This is a genomic window from Arthrobacter sp. 10N418, from assembly GCF_056394725.1.
This window is the reverse complement of record NZ_JBFTIK010000017.1, coordinates 1-13,448: the sequence shown is the minus strand read 5'-3', so window position 1 is coordinate 13,448 and position 13,448 is coordinate 1. Positions and strand designations below refer to the sequence as shown.

Sequence of the window (13,448 nt, the reverse complement as noted above, 5' to 3'; positions counted from 1 at the left end):
GCGGCATGACAATCGCTGGCCTTCCGTCCCTGCTCCTCGTCGAGGACGACCCCGTCCTGGGCCCGCTCATCGCCGAGCTGCTGGAGACTGACTACCGGATCCGGCTGGTCGCCAACGGCCAGGACGGCCTGCATCTGGCGCTGACGGAGCCGTGGGACGTGATGGTGATCGACCGCGGACTGCCCGGGATGGATGGAATCAGCCTGATCGCGGCCCTAAGGTCCAAGGGCATCGCCACGCCGGTCCTGATTCTGACGGCGCTGGGCGATGCCGACGAGAAGGTCCGGGGCCTGGATGCGGGCGCCAATGACTACGTGACCAAACCGTTCGACGCCGGTGAACTGGCTGCACGCCTTCGCGCACTGACGCGCACCTACAGCCCGCCTGTCGGGCCCGTGAGCATCGGCGATTGGGAGCTCGATCCGGCATCCCGCTCGGTCCGGTCCGTCTACGGAGGCCTGGTCTCCCTCACGGCGAAGGAGGCCGAAGTGCTCGCGGCACTCGCCGCGGAACCGGGCCGGGTCTTCACCCGGGACGAACTGCTCGCCGGCTTCTTCCACCCCACGGACCAGCCTGGCGTGATCGACACCTACGTCCACCACCTCCGCCGGAAAATCTCCAGGACCGTTGTCCGCACTGTCCATGGCGTCGGCTACCAGATTGGCGACGCCCATGAGTAAGGGAAGCGAATGACTAAGGAAGCACTGCCGGGCGGGGCCCCGGACCAGTCCACCTTGCGCAAGGCCTCGCTTAAGGTGGCGTTGCGCATCAGCGCCGCCTGCGCGGTGATGGTGCTCTGCCTCCTCGCCGCCACCGCCCTCTATCTGATGAACCAGCTGGCCCACCCCGAATTGCCGCACTCCGGGGCTGCCGGGGCAACCTACACCTACCTTGATTCCAAGGATCTGCTCGAGGCGATGATCATTGCCGGGGTGGCAGGCATCGCATTGGCCGGCCTTGTGGGCTGGCTCAGTGCCCGCAGCGCCATCCGCCCGCTGGGAGAGGCACTGGCCCTGCAGCGCCGGTTCGTCCAGGATGCCAGCCATGAACTGCGCACGCCGCTGGCCATCCTGGACACCCGGATCCAGCTTGCGCAGCGCGATGCGGCACCGGACTCAAAACCAGGCCAGGCCCTGGCCAGGATTCGCGAGGATACCGCAACGCTGACAGGAATCGTCAACGAACTGTTGCTGGCCGCAACCGCGGTTGCCCCGGACCCCGAAGCTGACCCCATCGATCTGGCCTGCGTCGCGGCTTCTGTCGCAGAGAGCCTCCAGCAACTGGCGTCGGAACGCGACGTCCGTCTGGACTTCTCCGCCGACGGCCGGCCGCAAGCCAGGATCGAACAAAATGCCCTGCGGCGCGCGGTGCTCGCGCTGGCGGACAACGCCCTGGCCCATACCCCGCCCGGCGGCTGCGTCACGATTGGCGTCGGCGCAGAGCAGAACCACGCGGTCATCACCGTGGCGGATACGGGCGCCGGGATTACAGGCGTCGACCAGGACCGGATCTTCGACCGATTTGTCAGGACGCCCAGCCCCGATGGAGCGCGCGGTCAGCGGAGCTTCGGCATCGGCCTGGCGCTGGTCCGCGAGATTGCCATGGCCGCCGGCGGCACGGTGGAGGTGGCCCGGACCGGTGCCGAAGGGACCGTCATGAAGATCGTCCTTCCCGCAGCCCGGCTCTAGCTAGCGGCTGCAGTCAGTTCGCCGGCGCGGCCCGGGATGCCGCCGGGTCTCCGGCCGAGGCGTTTGCCGGCTCCACGTTTGTCCTGGCGAGAAGAGCGGCAACAACCTCGGCCACCAGGTCTTCTTTCTCGCGCTTCTTTGCGTCCTCCATCTGGGCGACTTCGACGCGGGCGGCCTGCCAGGCCGACCAGTGGCCGGAGACGAGGGCCCAGAGCGACAGCGCCGAGACGTAGACGACGGAATCCAGCCAGCCCATCATCAGCGAAACCGGAATCATGAGGATCCACAGGATTGCCAGCCACCCGTTGACCCGCCGCATAAAGACGGGATCCCCCTGAACCATCGCCCAAAGACTTTTTACCGGGCCCAAGCGTCCTCCTCGTTTTCGTGGCGGGGCAGTCCTGCCGTCGGGACTTTATCTGCGGATTCTGTGAGAAAGCTGAACGCCAAAGAACCGGTGATCCACTGCGCCAAGGCAGTGGATCATCGGTCGTTCCGACATTCATGTAGGGCCGTTGGGCCGCAGCGCTTAGGCGCGGACGAAAGTCACGGGGCCGGTGGCGGTCAGCCAGGACAACGGGTGGACGATCGTGGAGTTGACGCCGTTCATGCCGCCGCTGATGACCTGGCCATTGCCGGCGAAGATGCCCACGTGGCCTGACTGCACCACCATGTCACCGGGCTGGGGCGTGCCCACAACGGTGCCCTGGCTGAGGAACTGCGTGGGTCCGAGATCGCCGACCGGCTTGCCGGCGGCTCCCAGGGCCTTCTCCACCATGGCCGTGCAGTCCTGCGTGAGGCCCAACTGGCCGTAGGCAGCGGAGAGCATGGCGGCGTTGCGGCCCCCTGCCGCCGCCGGAGCCGCGGCAGGTGCTGCGACAGGGGCGGGTGCAGGTGCTGCCTGGACCTGGACGGATGCCCTGGGGGCGGCCGGCGCCTGCACCGGTGCTGCCGTCGGGGCTGCGGCAGCAGGCTTGGGCTGAACGACAACCGGAGCGGCAGTGAACGCCACGAAAGGACGATCGAAGCCTGTCCACGGGTACGGGGACGACCACCGAAAGTCACATTCAGGTAACGCCCCCCTTGCCTCCGGAATTGCCCACGGGAATTGCCCATAGGGAGAGCGGCGCATCCGCACATAGGATGATGCCACCAGCTCATCCCGAAGCGGAGGCCCGAAATGAACAGCCACTGTGTCGCCATCTGCCAGCTGAGCAATCAGCCCCAGGAAGATTTTGATGTCAACACGGAGCTGCTGGTCCTGGAAGGGAAGGAAGTCCATGTCTCGACCTGGGATGCGGAACCCCGGGACGGCGGTTTCGACATCCACGTCCTCAACGACCGCGTCGACGCCCTGGGGTTCATGGTTGTCACCGATTGGGCGTTCCTGGACGGGAAGGCCTACGCCGTGGTGGAACGGAGGCCGGCCGGGTCCGGTGAAAGGTGACATTCCTGTCTATGGCGCTGATCGCCGTCGTAGCCCTGGCAGGGCCCCTCCTGGCGTTGCCAGCCCGCTGGCGCCTGCCGGTGGTTCTTGGCGAATTGCTGGCAGGCATCGTGATCGGTCGGACCGGGTTCGCGCTGGTCGACTCGAACGACCCCACGTTCAGCCTGCTGGCGAACATCGGCTTTGCGCTCATGATGTTTGTGGCCGGAACGCACGTGCCGGTGAGGGACCCCCACATCCGTTCGGCCCTCGGGAAGGGCTCACGGCGGGCCGCGGTGGCGGCGATCGCGGCGGTGGTCATCGGAACCGGCATGGGCCTGGCCTTCGGCACCGGGCACGCTCCGCTCTACGTGGTGCTGCTGGCTTCCTCATCCGCCGCACTGGTCCTCCCGATTGTCGATTCCCTCCACCTCGGCGGCCCGCACGTGGTGGCCATGACAGCCCAAGTGGCCATCGCCGACATCGCCTGCATTGTCGCGTTGCCGTTGGCCGTGGATCCGCCGAACGCCGGCCGGGCCGCCCTGGGGGCGCTCGCGGTGGGGGCATGCGCCATTGCGCTCTTCTTTGGCCTGCGTTCCCTCGAGCGCAGCGGCACGCGCCAGCGCATGCACCGGCTCTCGGAGGACCGCAAGTTTGCCTTGGAGCTGCGGATTCAGCTGGCGCTGCTCTTCGCGCTGGCCGGAGTTGCCAACTTCGGCCACGTGTCGGTCATGCTGGCCGGATTCTCCTTCGGACTGGTGGTGGCCGCCGTCGGAGAGCCCAGGCGGTTGGCGCGCCAGCTCTTCGCCGTCAGCGACGGCTTCCTGGGCCCGGTCTTTTTTGTGTGGCTGGGCTCCTCCTTGAACCTCCGCGACCTCGCTGGCCACCCGGACATGATCGTCCTGGGCCTGGCCCTGGGGATGGGGACGGTGTTGCTCCACTCCGGTTTGCGGGCGTTGGGGCTCCCCCTGCCACTTGGCGTACTCTCGGCGGCCCAGCTGGGCGTTCCCGTGGCGGCAGCAAGCATCGGCACGCAGCTCCACGTGCTGCTGCCCGGGGAGGATGCCGCCCTGCTCCTGGGCGCACTGGTCACCATAGCCGCGAGCGCCGTTGCCGGATCGCGGGCCGCCAAGTCCTTCGTTCAACCGTTGGACGCCGGAGACGCGAGCCGCTGAGCCTGTACCAGGGCGATTGCCTCCCGGACCACGTCCTCCTCGGCGGCTGGCGCCGCCGGCGGCCCGGCCAGCACCCTGCTGGCACGCCGGACAAACCTGTCCCAGTCCCCCGTACCGGCACGGAACGTCCGGAGCGGCGAGAGCAGGGCCGCACGGCGGAGCCACATGTCCGGCTCAAGAATCCACCGGTCCAGCACGGCGTCGGCGCGCACCCTGCCGACCACGTCCAGACCCTCCATCATGGGGCCGATCACGTCGATTGCGAGCGGATCAACGAGGTCCCGCAACCGCGCCTGGCGGACGAAGCCCTCTATCCGCGTCAGGTCCGCGTTGGTCAGCAGCCGCACGTTGGACTGCAGCAGGACCACCGCGGCGAGGCGCCGCTCAAAGACCGGCACCGCCCACAGTTCAGAGCTCAGCGCGGTGATGTCATCGTGCGACAGCTCCGGATGGCGGCGGCCGGCATCCCGGACCGTCCCGCGGACTGCCCCTACTGAGGCACCGTAGAACCGAAGCGCGCGTCCCAGCCGGTATTGCGCTGCCTCGGCGCGGCTCCACGAGCCTTCCCGCTGCAGGGCGGCATCGATGAATTCCGCGGCGTGACTCACCCGCCCATTCTTTCGCCAAGAGGGCGCGAACACGAACCGGCGGCCCCAGGTCAGCCGGTGACTGTCAGCCGGCCCCGGGCGATGCTTTCCGGGGAGTGTGCCGGATCCCCGTCATAAGGCTCGTTGGAAATGTCCACCACGGGGTACTGGGCCAAATCCAGTCCGCTCGGGATGACAAAAACGCCGGGGTCATTGCCCAACACTCCGAGGCTGACCATCTTGGACAGGTCGGCGGAGCCCACCCAGACCTCGCGGAAACCCGAAACCTTCTCTTCGGCCAGCCGGATGACGAGCTGGCGGGTGCCGTTCGGGAGCCGCTGGACCACTGCGTTCCCGCTTGCGGCATGGGCTGCCAGGGGTTGCAGCGGCGTCTCGGCCAGGACGACGGCCGACGGAGTGGGCGCCGCTGCCGGAGGTTCAGTGCGGCCGAGGATGCCCGCCGCAGTCCACGCGCCCGCTGCACCGAGCACCATTCCCGCAGCAACCGCTGTTATCCACAGGCCGCGGCGCGTTCCGGGAGTCCTGCGGCCGGGCCGCAGGGGAACCGGCGGCGCATACGAGGAAAGGGGCGGCGACGTCGGCGCTTCCGCCGGACGCACCACTTGCGCACCAGTGCCGCGCCCGTCCCGGGCACCTTGCGCGTCCCGGACAGGTACCGCGGAGCGGCCCAAGGGATCCGCTGCCAGGGATGGTGACAGCCCGAGTGCCTGGTGGATGGCGTCCCAATTGTGGCTTCCGGGTTGCGTGAGTTCCACGGCGGCGGGGTCGGCGGTAGCTACCAGGACCGTGCGCCGCAGCGCCGCGAGGGTTTCACTGCATTCCCGGCAGCCCGCCAGGTGGACGGCGTCGGATTCGTTCCCGAGCGGCTCACCCAAGGCAAGGAGGCTGAGAAATTCGGCGTCAAGGTGTTCCATGTTCGACCTCCAGACGGGCCCGCAACCGGGTAAGGCTACGCCTGATGTGGCTCTTGACGGTGCCGAGCGGAAGGTTCAGGCGCGAGGATATCTGGTCATGGGTCAAGTCCTCATAGAACGCCAGCCGCATTATGGCCGTCTGGGGGTCCCCTAGTCGCTCCAACTCCTCTTCCAAGGTGATGCGGTCCGCCACGGCCTCCACGTCTTTGGCACCCGGATTGACGGTCGGGCCGCTGACCAGGTGCACGGCTGCCTGTTCGAGATCGCGCTGGCGGGAACGGGATGACATCGCGTCCGAAATGGCGTTCCGCGTGATCCCGATCAGCCACGCCGGCAGCCGTGCGGCCTCCGGCCGATAACTCGCCCGCGATTTCCAAGCCCGGATGAAGACCTCCTGCGTAACGTCGTCGGCGGCCGCCCGCTCGCCCAGGGACCTTAGCGCCAGAGTGTAGACGAGGGGGCTCATCTTCCGGTATGCCTCCGCCAGCGCCTGTTCCTCGCCGCTGGCGAACGCATGATCGAGACCCACGTCCCAACCCTGCGCGGCTGCCTCCATTAAATGCTCCTTAGAGCGGCATCGAGCCCTGTGGATCCACATTATTCCGCGCCCGGCGGTGCGGGGCAACGGTGGCTCGACGGCGGAGACGGCCGGTGGGGCCGCGCGGAACGCGACCCCACCCATTGACGAAGGCAACATGTCACTCCTGAGGCGAACGGACGTTAGCCGTTGTGCCCCCTCTGTCCGCCGGATTTGGAGTCCACCACCTGTACAGCGACGCCCAGGTTGTTATCGGCAAGGCTGCCCCAGGCGTAGACGATCGTGTTCTTGCCTTCGGCGACGTTGACGTCGGCCGGGCCGATCAGTGGAGCCGTGGTTCCCGCGGCAGCGACCGACGCGGACACAGTCCCGGCCTTGAGGGTAAGCGTCTTCTGGTGGGGATTGGACAGGCCCTTGATAACCGCGGTTCCGCCGGCCAGGACATCGACGGGCGGTGCGGCGGCCACGTGACGGACCGTCAGCTTGCCCTTCCCGTCGGGGCTGGCGGAGGTGTTATTCGTGAAGAGGGTGGCGGTGGGAGTTCCGTCAGCGGCCAGGTGTGCCACTGCCGTGTAATTCCGCCCTGCCTCCAGGTCGACTGTCACGGGACCGATCACCGGGTTGTCTGCGCTCGTGGCGTCGGCCCCGGTGATCGCGATCTTGTGGTCTCCGTCAGGGACGTTCAGCGGCCCCGCCAGCGTTCCCGGCGTGAAGTTGTCCAGGGTCAATTTGCCATCTACCCAGACATCTACGGTGAGGCCCGGTACGCCATGAAGAACGGACAGTTGGGCCGTCTCCTTGCCGCGGTGTCCGTCGCTGGCCTGGGCGGGGCCGGCGACTGCGAGCCCGGCCAGAAGCGTCATTGCTCCGGCGACGGCAGTAATTGTTTTGCGCATTTCAAACTCCTCGTGGAGGCCCGGCTTGCGGGCGGTGCTTTGCTTACACCCTTACTACCGGCCGGAGGCCCTGCGCGGATGCAGTCCGCCGGATCTTTTCCTCTGCATAGACTGGAAGCATCTTGTCCCCGGAACGAAAGCAGTCTCCGCAACCATGCACCCCAAGCTGGCACTCGCCGTCGCCCTTTCCACCCTGACGCTGGGGGTGACGTCGTGTTCGGCACCGGCGCCGGCACCGACTGCCACCGCCTCTTCCCCGGCAGCCTCTTCCTCCCCGCCCGCGGCAGCCGCGCCCGCCCCTGCCGGCTTTGCCCTGGACACTGCGGGTATGCGTGAGCGCATCACCAAGGCGGGCCTGGCCGTCCTGACGGCGGAGGGAAACGTGGACCACTACCACGCACACCTGGACGTGCTCAAGGACGGAAAGCCCGTGCCCGTGCCCGCCAACATCGGTATCACGATCAGCGCGGCAAACAGGCCCGACGGCATCTCTGCCCTGCACACGCACGACACCACCGGCGTCGTCCACATCGAATCGCCCACGGCGGGGCAGGTCTTCACGCTTGGGCAGCTTCTCACGGAATGGGGCGTCCTCTCCGGCAGCGGAACCCCGGGGACAGCGAACGGGCCGGTGGACGGCTGGACCGCTTACGTCAACGGAAAGAAGTACGACGCCGGCATCCGTGACCTCCCGCTGAAAGCACACGACGAAGTGGTGTTGTCCTACGGGACGGCGCCTGCCACGATCCCGGCCACTTACGAGTTCCCGCCCGGTGAGTAACGTCCTCGCCGGGCCGCCGTCCGGGGTGTGGAAGAAAGCGAATACGTGCAGCTGTGGAGCCTGGTTACCCGAAAGTAGGCTCGGGTAGGGGGAAACATCTGCACAAACGTGCAGATGTGGTCACTGGTTGGGAAATGTTTCCTAGCCTGAAGTGATGAACGTGAGCCGGATCACATTGGGGACGGATCCCTAACCCACGTTCACCCACGCCGGCTCCTCGCTGATGAGGGGCCCGACCGAAGAGGTATTCCGTGTCCCACCCGAGCAAATCCACCCGAGCAAATCACACCATTGCCAAGTCCGCCGCGCTGGCGGCAGCGGCTGTTCTGTGCGGGTCCATTTTGGCCTCGCCCGCCGCTAACGCCGCCACCGTGGACGTCTCCCCTCCCGGTGCCAACGATTGGTCGTGCAAGCCCTCGGCGGCGCACCCGTACCCGGTTATTCTCGTGCCGGGAACGTTCGAGAACATGGCAAAGAACTGGGCGAGCATGTCGCCGTCGCTCAAGAGTGAAGGCTACTGCGTGTATGCCCTGAACTACGGGTCATCTAACGGAGTCGATGCCTCCGGCCCCGTGGCCGACTCCGCCGGGCAACTCGCACCCTTTGTCGACGCCGTGCTGGCCTCGACAGGGGCGAAAAAAGTCGATCTGGTGGGACACAGCCAAGGCGGCATGATGCCGCGTTATTACATGGGCTTCCTGAACGGCGCGAAAAATGTCAACCAGTTGGTCGGCATCGCCCCGTCCAACCACGGCACCCAGGGTCTGATTGCGCCAACCCCGGGCTCCGTGCCGCCGGCGACATCCGCGGGAGGTTCCAACTGCCAGGCCTGCGCAGACCAACAGGCGGGATCGCCCTTCCTGACCAAGCTGAACTCCATCGGAGATACAGTTGCCGGTCCGGCTTACACGGTCATCTCAACGACGCACGACGAGGTGGTGACGCCGTATCAAAGCCAGTTCCTGGCAGGGTCACTGCAGAAAGTCACGAACATCACCATCCAGGACAAATGCCCTGCCGATGTCATCGAGCACGACCAGACGCCCAACGACCCCGTCGTTCAGCGCCTCGTCTCCAACGCGCTGGGGCGTCCTGCCGGCCAGCCGGCAGACCCGTCATACCAGCCCAGTTGCCTCTAGGCAGAATAAATGTGCCAATGGAGCCGGTTGCCCCCTTTCGGGGGTCCGGCTCCATCTATTTGTAAAGAACTTTTAGTGCCGCCGTGCAACACCCCGACGTCCGCGCATCGATGCACCGGCGGGTTCCTGATGCGTGGTCAAAACGCAACCGTAACGGCTGGTCAGACGGTCATTGCCGCAAATAGCGCTGCTCGGTCATCCCTCGACCAGTGGCCCGGGTGCGCCGACGGCGTGCCCTCGAATCGGCGCGGAAACCTGCGGTTTTTGCGCGCCGTGGGTTTGCGGGCAAAGGTAACGGTCCGGTAACGTGAGCGGCTGGCCGTGAAGGCCTGGCCCTAATGCAGGGCCCCGGACGCCCGACCGCTGGGCCCGGATGCGCCGAACCGGCGCCTGCTCGCTCCAGCCCTTGTGGCGGGGCCGGATCAAGCTTCCCGCAGTCGTTCCCATGGTGCTCGCTCGCGTTGCTCGTGGGGATTGATCGCGCCAGTTTCTAAGCCCGGAGGGGTTCTTTTGTATAAAAAAATAGCCATCGCATTGACCATGGGTGCACTGTCCCTGACCGGGTGCAGTGTTGCTCCCACGACGCAGGGTGCGGATGCCCCGTCGCCGACCGGTCAGGCATCACGCCCGGCCGCCGCTTCAGCCAAGGCAACCACAGCCACACCGGCCCCTAGCAGCGCATCGCCCGCCGCGCCGGCACCTGACGCAGCGCAGAGCGCCGCGGCCGCTCCTGCCCCGGCCACGCAGCCGGGCGCCGTCGTCCCCGCATCAACAGGCACCCCCAAGACCGCCACTGCCGCGGGCACGACGCCGGTCGCCCCGGCAGCTGCCCCAGCCGTGGCACCCGCCGCCACGGCTGGCGATGGCACGCAGGCCGCCACCACCCTTGGCTGGGGCCCGGTCGTTGCCGGTGACGAGTTCTCCAACACCGGCGCTCCCGACTCCACGAAGTGGAGCGTCTATAACGGCGCAGGCCACTCCGGCAAGGGCGTCCGCAGCCCCAGCGCCTGGTCCGTCGCCAACGGCATGGCAACGGTCAGCGGCGACGCGGCCGGCACAACCGGCGGCATGTCGGCCAAGTTCGCCCAGCAGAAGTACGGCCGTTGGGAATCGCGCATGAAGACGAGCGCTCGTGACCCGAAGTACCACCCGGTCATGATTCTCTGGCCCAACAACAACGCCTCCACCAACTGCGCTGAGGTGGACTACGCCGAGGGCGGCGCCGACACCACCACGATGAAATTCTTCCTCCACTACGCCTGCAACGGATCAAGCTTCCAGACGACTGCTGCCAAGCCGATTGACAGCACGCAGTGGCACAACTATGCGGTGGAGTGGACCCCGGCAGGTATCACCGGGTACATCGACGGCGTGAAGACCTTCACCGACACGAACCCGGCGCACCTCCCCACCGTTGGTATGCACCAGACCCTGCAGCTTGACTGGTTCCCGGACGGCTCCGCGACCAAGCCCTCGCAGATGCAGGTCGACTGGGTCCGCGTCTACAAGTAACAGCAGCCTTTCGCAAGATCAGCTTTGCCTCGGACGCTCCGGCTGTCCACGGCGTGGGTCCAACTCACGCTGTGGGCAGCCGCTCCCGTCGCCAGGATTTCTGGATTACGGGCCTGACGGACGACGGCGGCACGGTGGCCGGGAGCAGCACGGCACTCCTGGGAGGACAGCCGGTTTCTCACCAACGTCGCAACACCCGACTGAAAAGGGTGATGTTTATGGGACGTGCAGCGAGTCGTTTGCGGAAAACGGGGCCTCCTGGCTCGAAATTCCCCTTCTCGCACCCTGTTGGTCTGTGGGTGGGTGTTCGGCCACGCAGAAGAGGTTTCCCTCCCGATCAGCCAGGGTGGTCCACTGCACGTGTGGGAATTCGTCCAGGACGTCCCACTGGTAAGTGGCGCCGAGGCTGAGGAGGCGTTCGACCTCAGCCTGCCGTGACCCCGAGGGGACGGTCAGGTCCAGGTGGAACGTTTGGCGCTCGGGCCGGGGCCCGGTCATGGGTTGGAAGAACATTGCGAACCCTCCGGGGCCGGCAGGTGGCAGGTAGACGCTGTCACCCCCGGGTGAGGGCAAAGCCCCCGTCACGGATGCCCAAAATTCGGCAAGCGTGGCCGGATTCTGGGCCTCGAGGTTGATCGCACCAAGGGTGATCTGATGAGTCGTCATGGGTGCAACGCTAGCAAGACCCCCAGACAGCCGACCGTTTGTGCACGCCGGCGCGGGAACACTTGGCGTCGTCCCAGGCTTGTCCAGATACATGACGCGCTCGATGGGGACACCGGTACCGGTGCGTGCTGCGTTCCGGAAGCGGTCGTGGGTCGATGTATCTGGCGCGTCCACGGTGGTCGCGGAAGAAGCGGATCTCGGGGTTGTTCGGAGTAAGCGCACCTTCCTCCTTCCTCGAGCCCTGCAGAGTCCCGTCGTGGAAGCTCGGCGGGGTGAGCACGATGCGGTTCTCGGTAGCGAGTCCGGGGGCGTTGGCGATGCTCGCCGTCTCGGAGGCGTGCCGGACGGCGAGGTTGTCACTCCACGTCGTCTTGGCCCCTCATCATTTCATTCGTCATAAGGTCACACCCCACGGGAAGAATGTGGTTGTGGACGGAATTCAGCGGCAGGTAGTGGCTCCGGCAGCACGCGGAGGTGCTGAACGCGGGGTTAGACGCGGCCCCGGCCACCGAGGTCGAGGCGGCACTGAGGTCTGTCTGTCAGTCCGCACGGGCTCTCCGTTAACTGTCGGACCCCCGAGGGAGACTGGATTCATGGACGGCAAGCAGGGGCCCGAGGTGGCTTCATCATTAGCAGGGCGGGGTGACTTCGAACTCCAGGACCTGCCCGCGTTTCGCGCCCGCACGCTCCGGGACCTGCCCGCGTTTCGCGCCCGCACGCTCCGGGACCTGCGCCAGGCCGGGGACCGTGCCGGGATCATCGAACAGTACCAACGCCTTGACGGGTTGAGGCCTGCGCCCGGACCCGGCGGCTCCCCGATGGTCTCCGAAGCGGTGGAGCGGCTGCGGAGGGCCATAACTGTCATAGCCGGCTGGGAGACTTGATTCATGGACGCCAAGGTGGGGCCCGATGTGGTTCCGGCAGGCCCGGCACCGGCACTTGCTGTCACGGTCGCGGACGTGGCCGCGCTCCTGGCCGGCCTTCCGGCCCCGGACAGCGCCGCCGCCCTGATCGACGAGATCCGGGACCTGGAGGACCTCAAATCCGCCATGGCCGCCCGGCAGGCCCGGGACGCCGCCGCCTTCGATGCGCGCCGGCGCCGCGACCAGGCCGCCGCCGGGATGCCCGCCGATCAGCTCGGTGCCGGGACCGGCSCGCAGATCGCCCTGGCCCGGCGTGAATCCCCCGCCCGCGGCGGCCGGCTCCTGGGCCTCGCGAAGGCGCTCGTGGCCGAAATGCCCCACACCCTTACCGCCCTGGAGACCGGGCAGCTCAACGAATGGCGCGCCACCCTCCTCGTGCGCGAAACCGCCTGCCTGTCCGCCGCGGACCGGACCGCCGTCGACGCCGGWCTCGCCCCCGATACCGGCACCTTCGACGGCGCCGGGGACCGGGCCGTCACCGGCGCGGCCCGGACCGCCGCCTACCGGCTGGACCCGCATTCTGTTACCCGGCGTGCCAGCCACGCCGTGACCGAMCGGCACATCAGCCTCCGCCCGGCCCCGGACACCATGGCCTACCTCACCGCCCTGCTCCCCGTCGCCCAGGCCGTCGCCGTGCACGCCGCCCTCACCCGCCACGCCGACACCCTCCGCACCGCCGGGGACCCCCGCACCCGCGCCCAGATCATGGCCGACGACCTGGTCGAACGCACCACAGGCACCCCCGGCGGGATCACCGGAATCGAGATTCAGCTCGTCATCACCGACCGCACCCTCTTCCAGTCCGACAGCGAACCCGCCCGCCTCCCCGGCTACGGCACAGTCCCCGCCGCCTGGGCCCGSRCCCTSATCAACCAGCCGCCCGCACCCGGCACTACCGGCGAAGACCAGGCCTTCAATGCCTGGCTCCGACGGCTCTACACCGCACCCTCCACCGGGGAGCTGATCGCGATGGACYCCCGCGCCCGGCGTTTCCCCGACGGGCTCCGCCGCTTCATCACCGCCMGCGACGACACCTGCCGCACCCCCTACTGCGACGCCCCCATCCGCCACCTGGACCACATCATCCCCTGGCACAACAACGGCCCCACCACCCACACCAACGGCCAAGGACTCTGCGAAGCCTGCAACCACACCAAAGAAACCCCCGGATGGAGCAACAGA

Annotated in this window: 15 protein-coding genes and 1 pseudogene; 9 read left to right on the top strand and 7 right to left on the bottom strand. The window is 67.4% G+C overall.

The window, feature by feature from the left end; translation table 11 throughout:
- Nucleotides 1-5: 5 nt before the first annotated feature.
- Both AC1DCZ_RS14080 and AC1DCZ_RS14075 read left to right on the top strand, forming a co-directional pair.
- Nucleotides 6-680 (top strand): response regulator transcription factor, encoded by a 675-nt coding sequence (locus tag AC1DCZ_RS14080; protein ID WP_476975147.1) that lies wholly within the window; start codon nucleotides 6-8, stop codon nucleotides 678-680.
- Between the two features lie 9 nt (nucleotides 681-689).
- Nucleotides 690-1,688, top strand: a complete 999-nt coding sequence (locus AC1DCZ_RS14075; RefSeq protein ID WP_476975146.1) for a sensor histidine kinase — start codon at nucleotides 690-692, stop codon at nucleotides 1,686-1,688.
- A gap of 13 nt (nucleotides 1,689-1,701) precedes the next feature.
- Here the strand turns inward: AC1DCZ_RS14075 and AC1DCZ_RS14070 are convergent, their stop codons facing one another.
- Both AC1DCZ_RS14070 and AC1DCZ_RS14065 read right to left on the bottom strand, forming a co-directional pair.
- Nucleotides 1,702-2,031 carry a hypothetical protein gene (locus AC1DCZ_RS14070; protein ID WP_476975145.1) on the bottom strand — a complete coding sequence of 110 codons (330 nt, stop codon included), beginning with the start codon at nucleotides 2,029-2,031 and terminating at the stop codon, nucleotides 1,702-1,704.
- Between the two features lie 186 nt (nucleotides 2,032-2,217).
- Nucleotides 2,218-2,715: pseudogene (locus tag AC1DCZ_RS14065) on the bottom strand (hypothetical protein); the annotation flags it as partial.
- Between the two features lie 153 nt (nucleotides 2,716-2,868).
- On the opposite strand from AC1DCZ_RS14065, the gene AC1DCZ_RS14060 reads away from it, so the two are divergent.
- Nucleotides 2,869-3,135 (top strand): hypothetical protein, encoded by a 267-nt coding sequence (locus AC1DCZ_RS14060; protein WP_476975144.1) that lies wholly within the window; start codon nucleotides 2,869-2,871, stop codon nucleotides 3,133-3,135.
- An 11-nt stretch (nucleotides 3,136-3,146) separates the two neighbouring features.
- Nucleotides 3,147-4,289, top strand: a complete 1,143-nt coding sequence (locus tag AC1DCZ_RS14055; RefSeq protein ID WP_476975143.1) for a cation:proton antiporter — start codon at nucleotides 3,147-3,149, stop codon at nucleotides 4,287-4,289.
- Here the strand turns inward: AC1DCZ_RS14055 and AC1DCZ_RS14050 are convergent.
- The 4 genes from AC1DCZ_RS14050 to AC1DCZ_RS14035 all read right to left on the bottom strand — a co-directional run bounded on the left by AC1DCZ_RS14050 (nucleotide 4,256) and on the right by AC1DCZ_RS14035 (nucleotide 7,245).
- On the bottom strand, nucleotides 4,256-4,897 hold the full coding sequence (locus tag AC1DCZ_RS14050; RefSeq protein ID WP_476975142.1) for a DNA alkylation repair protein: 642 nt from the start codon (nucleotides 4,895-4,897) through the stop codon (nucleotides 4,256-4,258). The two genes, AC1DCZ_RS14055 and AC1DCZ_RS14050, sit on opposite strands and share 34 nt — an antisense overlap.
- A gap of 50 nt (nucleotides 4,898-4,947) precedes the next feature.
- The gene (locus AC1DCZ_RS14045; RefSeq protein ID WP_476975141.1) at nucleotides 4,948-5,811 is read right to left on the bottom strand and encodes an anti-sigma factor; all 864 of its coding nucleotides are present in this window, start codon (nucleotides 5,809-5,811) and stop codon (nucleotides 4,948-4,950) included.
- Nucleotides 5,798-6,367 (bottom strand): RNA polymerase sigma factor, encoded by a 570-nt coding sequence (locus AC1DCZ_RS14040; protein ID WP_476975140.1) that lies wholly within the window; start codon nucleotides 6,365-6,367, stop codon nucleotides 5,798-5,800. The genes AC1DCZ_RS14045 and AC1DCZ_RS14040 overlap by 14 nt, the downstream gene beginning before the upstream one ends.
- 164 nt (nucleotides 6,368-6,531) lie before the next feature.
- Entirely contained in the window at nucleotides 6,532-7,245 is a 714-nt protein-coding gene (locus tag AC1DCZ_RS14035) for a DUF4397 domain-containing protein (RefSeq protein ID WP_476975139.1), read from the bottom strand.
- A 154-nt stretch (nucleotides 7,246-7,399) separates the two neighbouring features.
- Between AC1DCZ_RS14035 and AC1DCZ_RS14030 the strand changes: the two genes are divergently transcribed.
- From AC1DCZ_RS14030 to AC1DCZ_RS14020, 3 genes are all read left to right on the top strand, one after another.
- On the top strand, nucleotides 7,400-8,026 hold the full coding sequence (locus AC1DCZ_RS14030) for a hypothetical protein (protein WP_476975138.1): 627 nt from the start codon (nucleotides 7,400-7,402) through the stop codon (nucleotides 8,024-8,026).
- A 251-nt stretch (nucleotides 8,027-8,277) separates the two neighbouring features.
- On the top strand, nucleotides 8,278-9,165 hold the full coding sequence (locus tag AC1DCZ_RS14025; RefSeq protein WP_476975137.1) for an esterase/lipase family protein: 888 nt from the start codon (nucleotides 8,278-8,280) through the stop codon (nucleotides 9,163-9,165).
- 540 nt (nucleotides 9,166-9,705) lie between these two features.
- Nucleotides 9,706-10,677, top strand: coding sequence for a glycoside hydrolase family 16 protein (locus tag AC1DCZ_RS14020; RefSeq protein ID WP_476975206.1), 972 nt, complete (start codon nucleotides 9,706-9,708; stop codon nucleotides 10,675-10,677).
- Between the two features lie 216 nt (nucleotides 10,678-10,893).
- Here the strand turns inward: AC1DCZ_RS14020 and AC1DCZ_RS14015 are convergent, their stop codons facing one another.
- Nucleotides 10,894-11,343 (bottom strand): VOC family protein, encoded by a 450-nt coding sequence (locus AC1DCZ_RS14015; RefSeq protein WP_476975136.1) that lies wholly within the window; start codon nucleotides 11,341-11,343, stop codon nucleotides 10,894-10,896.
- A 593-nt stretch (nucleotides 11,344-11,936) separates the two neighbouring features.
- Between AC1DCZ_RS14015 and AC1DCZ_RS14010 the strand changes: the two genes are divergently transcribed.
- Nucleotides 11,937-12,227: a hypothetical protein gene (locus AC1DCZ_RS14010; protein WP_476975135.1), complete on the top strand. Its 291-nt coding sequence runs from the start codon at nucleotides 11,937-11,939 to the stop codon at nucleotides 12,225-12,227.
- 3 nt (nucleotides 12,228-12,230) lie between these two features.
- Nucleotides 12,231-13,448: HNH endonuclease (locus tag AC1DCZ_RS14005; protein WP_476975134.1), on the top strand; the 1,218-nt coding region annotated here is incomplete at its 3' end.

Coding starts and splice junctions, on each gene's coding strand:
- AC1DCZ_RS14080 (WP_476975147.1), top strand. CDS start 6: ATGACAATCGCTGGCCTTCCGTCCCTGCTCCTCGTCGAGGACGACCCC.
- AC1DCZ_RS14075 (WP_476975146.1), top strand. CDS start 690: ATGACTAAGGAAGCACTGCCGGGCGGGGCCCCGGACCAGTCCACCTTG.
- AC1DCZ_RS14070 (WP_476975145.1), bottom strand. CDS start 2,031: ATGGTTCAGGGGGATCCCGTCTTTATGCGGCGGGTCAACGGGTGGCTG.
- AC1DCZ_RS14060 (WP_476975144.1), top strand. CDS start 2,869: ATGAACAGCCACTGTGTCGCCATCTGCCAGCTGAGCAATCAGCCCCAG.
- AC1DCZ_RS14055 (WP_476975143.1), top strand. CDS start 3,147: ATGGCGCTGATCGCCGTCGTAGCCCTGGCAGGGCCCCTCCTGGCGTTG.
- AC1DCZ_RS14045 (WP_476975141.1), bottom strand. CDS start 5,811: ATGGAACACCTTGACGCCGAATTTCTCAGCCTCCTTGCCTTGGGTGAG.
- AC1DCZ_RS14040 (WP_476975140.1), bottom strand. CDS start 6,367: ATGGAGGCAGCCGCGCAGGGTTGGGACGTGGGTCTCGATCATGCGTTC.
- AC1DCZ_RS14035 (WP_476975139.1), bottom strand. CDS start 7,245: ATGCGCAAAACAATTACTGCCGTCGCCGGAGCAATGACGCTTCTGGCC.
- AC1DCZ_RS14030 (WP_476975138.1), top strand. CDS start 7,400: ATGCACCCCAAGCTGGCACTCGCCGTCGCCCTTTCCACCCTGACGCTG.
- AC1DCZ_RS14020 (WP_476975206.1), top strand. CDS start 9,706: ATGGGTGCACTGTCCCTGACCGGGTGCAGTGTTGCTCCCACGACGCAG.
- AC1DCZ_RS14015 (WP_476975136.1), bottom strand. CDS start 11,343: ATGACGACTCATCAGATCACCCTTGGTGCGATCAACCTCGAGGCCCAG.
- AC1DCZ_RS14010 (WP_476975135.1), top strand. CDS start 11,937: ATGGACGGCAAGCAGGGGCCCGAGGTGGCTTCATCATTAGCAGGGCGG.